This window comes from Staphylococcus sp. B1(2026) (assembly GCF_058895785.1).
In genome coordinates this window covers 1-7,590 of record NZ_JBZXTS010000059.1, presented here as the reverse complement: position 1 = coordinate 7,590, position 7,590 = coordinate 1, and the positions used below count along the sequence as shown (strand labels likewise).

Annotated in this window: 9 protein-coding genes and 1 pseudogene; all 10 read left to right on the top strand. The window is 29.1% G+C overall.

What is annotated here, in order from left to right; all coding sequences use genetic code 11:
* The first annotated feature begins 85 nt into the window (after nucleotides 1-85).
* The gene (queA, locus tag AC5EAH_RS07485; RefSeq protein WP_493494154.1) at nucleotides 86-1,114 is read left to right on the top strand and encodes a tRNA preQ1(34) S-adenosylmethionine ribosyltransferase-isomerase QueA; all 1,029 of its coding nucleotides are present in this window, start codon (nucleotides 86-88) and stop codon (nucleotides 1,112-1,114) included.
* A 12-nt stretch (nucleotides 1,115-1,126) separates the two neighbouring features.
* Nucleotides 1,127-2,272 (top strand): tRNA guanosine(34) transglycosylase Tgt, encoded by a 1,146-nt coding sequence (gene tgt / locus AC5EAH_RS07480; protein ID WP_493494153.1) that lies wholly within the window; start codon nucleotides 1,127-1,129, stop codon nucleotides 2,270-2,272.
* A gap of 77 nt (nucleotides 2,273-2,349) precedes the next feature.
* Nucleotides 2,350-2,610: a preprotein translocase subunit YajC gene (gene yajC, locus AC5EAH_RS07475; RefSeq protein WP_493494152.1), complete on the top strand. Its 261-nt coding sequence runs from the start codon at nucleotides 2,350-2,352 to the stop codon at nucleotides 2,608-2,610.
* Between the two features lie 47 nt (nucleotides 2,611-2,657).
* Nucleotides 2,658-3,497 carry a sulfite exporter TauE/SafE family protein gene (locus tag AC5EAH_RS07470; protein ID WP_493494151.1) on the top strand — a complete coding sequence of 280 codons (840 nt, stop codon included), beginning with the start codon at nucleotides 2,658-2,660 and terminating at the stop codon, nucleotides 3,495-3,497.
* Nucleotides 3,497-3,844: a DUF1634 domain-containing protein gene (locus tag AC5EAH_RS07465; RefSeq protein ID WP_493494150.1), complete on the top strand. Its 348-nt coding sequence runs from the start codon at nucleotides 3,497-3,499 to the stop codon at nucleotides 3,842-3,844. Before AC5EAH_RS07470 ends, AC5EAH_RS07465 begins: the two co-directional genes overlap by 1 nt.
* Before the next feature lie 58 nt (nucleotides 3,845-3,902).
* Nucleotides 3,903-5,417: pseudogene (locus AC5EAH_RS07460) on the top strand (amidase family protein).
* A gap of 124 nt (nucleotides 5,418-5,541) precedes the next feature.
* Nucleotides 5,542-5,874 (top strand): hypothetical protein, encoded by a 333-nt coding sequence (locus tag AC5EAH_RS07455; RefSeq protein ID WP_493494149.1) that lies wholly within the window; start codon nucleotides 5,542-5,544, stop codon nucleotides 5,872-5,874.
* 16 nt (nucleotides 5,875-5,890) lie between these two features.
* Nucleotides 5,891-6,277, top strand: a complete 387-nt coding sequence (locus AC5EAH_RS07450; protein ID WP_493494148.1) for a hypothetical protein — start codon at nucleotides 5,891-5,893, stop codon at nucleotides 6,275-6,277.
* Nucleotides 6,278-6,374: 97 nt separating this feature from the next.
* Nucleotides 6,375-7,379: a hypothetical protein gene (locus tag AC5EAH_RS07445; RefSeq protein WP_493494147.1), complete on the top strand. Its 1,005-nt coding sequence runs from the start codon at nucleotides 6,375-6,377 to the stop codon at nucleotides 7,377-7,379.
* Nucleotides 7,366-7,590 (top strand): helix-turn-helix transcriptional regulator (locus tag AC5EAH_RS07440; RefSeq protein WP_493494146.1); only part of this gene is annotated, 225 nt, incomplete at its 3' end. The genes AC5EAH_RS07445 and AC5EAH_RS07440, both read left to right, overlap by 14 nt.

Below are 7,590 nucleotides of genomic sequence, written 5' to 3'. Positions count from 1 at the left end.
ATATGATTTTAGTTTGCTTGTTCATTGAATTTTTTTGAATTTTAGCCTATAATTAAAAAGCTTGTGTCAATAAAAGGAGAAAGATATGCATATAGATGATTTTAATTTTGAACTACCAGAAGAGTTAATTGCGCAAACACCATTATTAGATCGTACAAGTAGTAAATTAATGGTGATTGACACTTTGAAAGACAGCATTTCTCATCAACATTTTAGCGATATTATTCAGGAGTTAGAGGCAGAGGATACGTTAATTTTAAATAATACTAAAGTTATGCCAGCTAGATTACATGGTGTAAAACAAGATACAGGCGGACATATTGAGATTTTATTATTAACAAATATCGAAAAGAATATATGGGAATGTTTAGTGAAGCCTGCTAAACGTGTTAAATTAAATACGGTTGTTATTTTTGGAGAGGGTCAATTAAAAGCACGCTGTACAAAAATATTAGAAGATGGTGGTCGATTATTTGAATTGATGTATGAGGGTATTTTGCAAGAACGTTTAGATGAACTAGGTGAAATGCCATTACCACCTTATATTAAAGAAAAATTAGCAGATCAAGATCGTTATCAGACAGTTTATGCAAAAGCATTAGGTTCGGCTGCAGCACCAACAGCTGGCTTGCATTTTACAACTGAATTATTAGAACAACTGAAAAATAAAGGAATTAATATTGGTTATGTAACTTTGCATGTGGGATTAGGTACATTTAGACCAGTGAGTGTCGACGATGTGAATACACATAAAATGCATTCTGAATATTATGAAGTTGATGAAGAAACAGCTCAATTAATTAATGCTACGAAGCAAAAAGGTCGACGTATTATAGCTGTTGGAACAACGTCAACGCGTACATTAGAAACAGTAGCTAGTAAATATGGTAAAATGCAGGCAGCAAGTGGATGGACGGATATTTTTATTTATCCAGGCTATCAATTTAAAGTAGTTGATTGGCAAATTACTAATTTTCATTTGCCTAAATCAACATTATTAATGTTAGTTAGTGCTTTAACAAGTCGTGAACAAATGTTAAAAGCATATAAAATAGCAGTAGAAAAGCAATATCGTTTCTTTAGTTTCGGAGACGCGATGTTAATAAAAAGATAATAAGGAGAAGTTATGACAAAACCAGCAGTATGGTATGAACATATTCATACTTGTAAACAATCAGGCGCTAGATTAGGACGTGTACATACACCACATGGTACATTTGACACACCAGTATTCATGCCAGTAGGGACACAGGCAACAGTAAAAACAATGTCACCGGAAGAAGTACATGATATGGGTGCTAATATTATTTTATCTAATACGTATCACTTATGGTTACGTCCAGGGAGTGATTTAGTGCGTGAAGCAGGAGGCTTGCACAAATTCATGAATTGGGACCATTCAATTTTAACAGATTCAGGCGGTTTTCAAGTCTTTTCATTAAGTGATTTACGTAAAATTGAAGAAGAAGGTGTACATTTCCGAAATCATTTATCAGGTGAAAAATTATTTTTATCTCCTGAAAAAGCAATGCATATTCAAAATGATTTAGGTTCAGATATTATGATGGCATTTGATGAATGTCCACCTTTCCCCGCCACATTTGAATATATGAAAAAATCTGTTGAGCGTACAAGTCGTTGGGCAGAACGTTGTTTAGCAGCACATCAACGTCCACAAGATCAAGGTTTATTCGGTATTGTTCAAGGTGGAGAGTTTCCAGAACTACGTGCGCAATCAGCTAAGGACTTAGTGTCTTTAGATTTTCCAGGTTATGCAATTGGTGGTTTATCAGTAGGTGAACCAAAAGAGATTATGAACCGTATGTTGGAACATACAACACCGTTATTACCATATGACAAACCACGTTATTTGATGGGGGTTGGTTCACCTGATTCGTTAATCGATGGTGCTATTCGTGGTATCGATATGTTTGATTGTGTTTTACCGACACGTATTGCACGTAACGGTACATGTATGACAAGTGAAGGACGTTTAGTTATTAAAAATAAAAAATTCGAACGTGATTTCACACCATTAGACCCTAAATGTGATTGTTATACTTGTAAAAATTATACAAGAGCATACATACGTCATTTAGTACGTACGAATGAAATTTTTGGTATACGTTTAACAACGCATCATAATTTACATTTCTTGATTAATTTAATGTCACAAGTACGTGAAGCTATTCGTCAAGATAGATTATTAGATTTTAGAGAAGAATTTTTTGAAAGTTATGGTTTTAATAAACCAAATGCTAAAAATTTCTAATAATTGTATTAAATGTATTGCCATTAAGACTTGAAATAGATTACAATAAGTATAAACAATGAAAGAGGAGTATATTTATGAATCCAGCAATGATCCAAATTGGTATGTTAGTATTAATGGGAATAGTTTTCTATTTATTATTAATTCGTCCGCAACAAAAACAAAGAAAGCAATTAAACTCAATGCGTGAAGCATTAAAAGTAAATGACCATGTTATTACAATTGGTGGTTTACATGGTAAGATTGTTGAAGTAGATGGCGAAACTGTGACTTTACAATGTGGTAATGCACGTTTAGTTTATGAAAAACGCGCAATTAACACAACAGTAAGCAAATAATTATCTAGACTGAGAATTTTCTCAGTCTATTTTTATAAGGAGGATATATGACAATTGATCAAATGTTACTATTAAGTGTGATTGCAGTAGCAGCAGGCATATTTGGTGCTATATTAGGACTTGGTGGTGGTGTTATTATTACCCCCGTATTAACTTTATTATTTGGTGTTGATATTAAATATGCGATAGGTGCTAGTATAATTTCCGTTATTGCAACAAGTAGTGGTTCGGCTATGGCATATGTAAAAGATGAAATTACTAATACTCGTGCAGCACTATTTTTAGAAATTGCTACAACAGTAGGTGCAATTTTAGGTGCAATTTTAGGAAGTTTTTTTGCACCGAAAATGATGTTCATTTTATTTGGTAGCTTTTTATCTTATTCAGCATATAATATGATTAAAAATAGACGTCAACAAATTATTGAAGTTAAAACAGCGCATCCATGGGCAAATTATTTAAAATTGAATAATAGTTACTATGATAAAGCTTTAAAACAACAAATTGATTATAAAGTACAAAATGTACCAGCTGGTTTTGCGGTAATGGCAGGTGCTGGTTTTGCTAGTGGTTTACTAGGTATTGGTAGTGGTGTTTTTAAAGTAATGGCATTAGATAGTTTTATGAAATTACCTCTTAAAGTATCAAGTGCAACAAGTAATTTAATGATGGGGGTAACTGCTGCAGCTAGTGCAACAATTTATTTATTTAATGGTGCAATCCAACCAAGTATTGTAGCACCTGTAGCTTTAGGTGTTGTGTTTGGTGCAAAGTTAGGTGCAAAAATTATGCAACATTTAAAACCAACGGTTATTCGCTATTTATCAATTCCTTTAATTGTAGTTGTAGCGATACAAATGATTTTGAAAGGATTAGGTATATTATAATGAATCGTTTTAATCAACGAATTGCTTTAGTATTAAAAATAGGTATTAATTGTAGTATGACAATTATTATTGTCGGGCTTATATTATTTTTTTTAACAGGACAATCAGGTTATTCGCTTAATACTTATCCTCAATCTATTACAGAAATAATATCGGGAGTAAGTGCATTAAAACCTTTTGCAATTATTACATTAGGTTTATTTGTCTTAATTTTAACGCCAGTAGTACGTATTGTGACAGCTATGATCGGTTTTATAATAGAGAAAGATTATTTATATATTGCCATCACAATAAGCGTACTTATCATTTTAATGATGAGTTTTATGATTGGCACATTAAAATCATAATTATCGCTTTTAATAAATGTTTTCTTTATACTATATGAAATAGTTAAAGGAGAAAAATATGATAAAAATGTTATTGAAAGTTTTAGTAGGTATTGTGGTATTAATAGCAGTCGCAGTAGGTGGCTTTGTATTTTGGCTACAAAGTAAACAACCAGCACAAGAAGAAAGAATCGCTTTTGGTAATGATCAAATCATTGCTAAAATTGACGCACAATTAAAAGATGTTGATGTTCAAAAAGTGAAAAGTAAATCTAATTTAATTGAACAACAATCTTTAGTGAATATTCAAGCTAATTTAGCATCACATCAATTAACACATGAAGAATTAGTAGCGTATTATTTAATTAAAATTAAAGAAGAAGATCAATCAAGTACAGGAAATAATGCTATAAGTGAAATTAATCCACATGCAATTGAAGAAGCACGTCACTACGATACAATTGCAAATGAAAACTTAGCTTTAGCAGGTATACCAGTTGTTGTTAAAGAAAATATTAATACAAATGATATGCCAACAAGTTCAGGTACACAAGCATTAAAAGATTTTATTCCTGAAAAAAATGCGCCAGTTGTAGATTAATTAAAATCTAATGGTGCAATTATTTTAGGGAAAACTAATTTATCAGAGTTATCTTATTATATGAGTAGTAAAAATCCAAGTGGTTATAGTAGTAAAAAAGGTCAAACACATAATCCATTTGACCCGTTAAAAATTTCAGCTTTAGGTTCTAGTACAGGTAGTGCTGTGGCAATGGCTACTGATTTAGCTACATTAGCTATCGGTACAGAAACAGCAGGTTCAATTGTCGCGCCTTCAAGTGTTAATTCAGTTGTTGGTTATAAACCTACACAAGGTTTTATTAGTGGAGAAGGTGTTATTCCAATCACTTATACATTAGATACAGTAGGTCCTATAGCAAAAAATGTAACTGATGTAGTTGCTACTTATAACGCTGCAACAACACAAAAACTAACTGTAGATTTTGATAAAAATGCAATCAAAGGTAAACGCATTGGAATAATGGATGAGGGTGATAATTTTAGTAAAGATTTAATCAATAAATTAAATGCTATGGGGGCAAATGTAGTCATTATTTCGCCTAACATGGACGATATTGATGCTTTATTTATTTTGAAAAATGATTTTGAACGTGATTTAAATGATTATTTAACAAAAAATAATGCGCCTATTCATTCATTAAAAGAATTAATTGCATTTAATAAACAAGATAGCCAAAAAAATATGCGATATGGTCAAGATGAATTAGAAGCAGCTTTAAATTTTAAAGATAAAAATGATGATAAAGTTCAAAAGATGCGTCAAATTGCACGTCAAATAATGCAAAATTTAGTAGAAAAAGATAAATTAGATGCAATTGTTTTTAGAGATTCTAATGGTACTATTTTACCAGCTGTAGCAGGTGCACCAGAAGTTTCTGTACCTTTTGGTATTTATGAAGGTACACCAGCCGGTGCAACCTTCTCAATGCCGATTAATGAAGATGCTAAATTATTACAATTAGCTTATAGCTTTGAGCAAAATACTAATTTAAGAAAAATACCTAATAAATAATTTTAGGAGCGACAAAAAGTCGCTTCTTTTTTTGATTAGAAAACGATTTCATATTATAATGGAGATATATAGTAAAGAAGAAATAATGTTTTCTTTTTTTAAGAAGTATTATGTTGGATACAGCTTGAAACACAATGATGAACGACAACAACAAATTAATCGAATCATTACACGTATAGGTATAATTAATTTCATTTTATTTGCATTATTAGGTTTTAGTTATTGTTTTTTACAAACAGCAGTTAATCAATTAAATAAAACTCTATTGATTATTTATTATATTATCATCTTCTTTTATCTTTGTTATTTTGAAAATATTGTTTTTAAGTATCGTAGTCAACAGAAAGAATTTGATAATGCTATTATGTACAAACAAGTATTGAAACAGAAAAAAATTCAACTATTATTGGTGGTTTATTCTTTTTTATGGCTATACATTTATAAAATTCTTTTTTAATACAGAAGTCGCAACTATGGAAGAAATTATCATAACTATATTAGGTTACGCTGTAATGCTTTTAAGTTGGATAATTGTTATTTATTTTATAATAAAAGCTAATTTAACAATTACAATATCTACTAAAGTTAATAGTATTGATTTGGCTATGAAAGATCGTTTTTTAAGATTGATAATAGGTTATATTGATGAAACAAATATTTATCAAATTCAGCAACTTTATCAAAAATTAACACAATTAAATGTAATCTTTTTTTATCTTCAATTATTTTTATTATTGGTTTGTATAATAGTAGGTTGTATTAATTTAAATATTAATATAACAGTATCCATTTCTTTATTTTTATTAATATGTCTTGATCTGATTTTAGTGATATATTACGCAAGACATAGATTAAAGTAAAATTTGTCATATATATGTTACAAAAAAACTTGTAAAAATAATAGTGATTTGATATAATTGTCATATATATAAGACAACATAAAAGGAGGAAATCATTATGTTAAATATTTTCAAACGTTATTATGTAGGTGCTTTAGTTCAACTTGATGAATATCAACAACAACAAATTAATCAACTTATTGCGAAAGCAGGTGTAGCTAATTTAGTTATATTCTTAATAATTGGACAAATATTTAGGTTTTTTTATCCAAATATTATGATTGATTATGATGTTCTATTAGTTATTATTTATAGTTTTTATATTTCCTCTAAATCATTTAAACATGAATTAAGAAAAACTGAATTTTATAATAAATCAAGTTATAATCAAGCTATAAAAAAAGTAAAAATAGATACTATTCGTTTTTTTGTTTTATTTAGTTTAATTTTTGTGATTTGGCAGATAATGTCTCATAAAAATTTTCATATGTTAGCAACGATTGTTTATATTGTTATCGCAAGTGCATTCTATTATCATATGAAAGTTAACAAATTATATATAGTCGATGATGCTACTGAAAATCAAGATGATTTACTACCTGTTCAAGATAAATTTTTATATTATACAGTAGGTTATATAGGTGGTCGTGATGAATATCAAAAAAAACAACTGTATAAAATTTTAGCTGATGCAGGTACGGCTATATTAATGACTTTATTAATATTAAGTTTAATAACTGCAGTATATACATTGGTAGATAGCAATTATGCACCAATAGCTTATACATTATTTATGTTAATGGTATTGAATTTTTCTTATGTTAACTTTAAAGTGCAAAATAAAAAAATAATTGAATATAAATTATATGATAAAAAACTTTATCAACAAGCTTATCAATTTTTGAAAACTAGAATTTTAGTAACTTTTTTTGTGGTTACATTATATATTGTTATTTACATAATGTATAGAGTCATTAAATCAACAGCCGTAGTATTATGGAATACTAAAATAATAGGGATTTTATTAGGATTTATGTTAATAGTTTTATTTGTAGAATGGCTAGTATATATGGTAACATTAAACCAACTAGAGCTATTGGAGAATGATAATGAATCGAATTAAACAGTATCGTCAAAAATTAGGTATTTCTCAGACAGAACTTGCTAAAAGAATTAGAGTCGCAAGACAAACTGTTAATTTAATAGAAAATGATAAATATAATCCCTCTTTAGAACTATGTATTCGCTTAGCGAAAGTTTTACAAACTGATTTGAATGCTTTATTTTGGGAAGAAACAATAGATAATGAGGCTGGGAAAAAACTAGCCTATAAA

Bases quoted from the DNA above. Each gene is read 5' to 3' on its own strand.
- tgt (WP_493494153.1), top strand. From the start codon at position 1,127: ATGACAAAACCAGCAGTATGGTATGAACATATTCATACTTGTAAACAA.
- queA (WP_493494154.1), top strand. From the start codon at position 86: ATGCATATAGATGATTTTAATTTTGAACTACCAGAAGAGTTAATTGCG.
- yajC (WP_493494152.1), top strand. From the start codon at position 2,350: ATGAATCCAGCAATGATCCAAATTGGTATGTTAGTATTAATGGGAATA.
- AC5EAH_RS07450 (WP_493494148.1), top strand. From the start codon at position 5,891: ATGGAAGAAATTATCATAACTATATTAGGTTACGCTGTAATGCTTTTA.
- AC5EAH_RS07465 (WP_493494150.1), top strand. From the start codon at position 3,497: ATGAATCGTTTTAATCAACGAATTGCTTTAGTATTAAAAATAGGTATT.
- AC5EAH_RS07470 (WP_493494151.1), top strand. From the start codon at position 2,658: ATGACAATTGATCAAATGTTACTATTAAGTGTGATTGCAGTAGCAGCA.
- AC5EAH_RS07445 (WP_493494147.1), top strand. From the start codon at position 6,375: ATGTTAAATATTTTCAAACGTTATTATGTAGGTGCTTTAGTTCAACTT.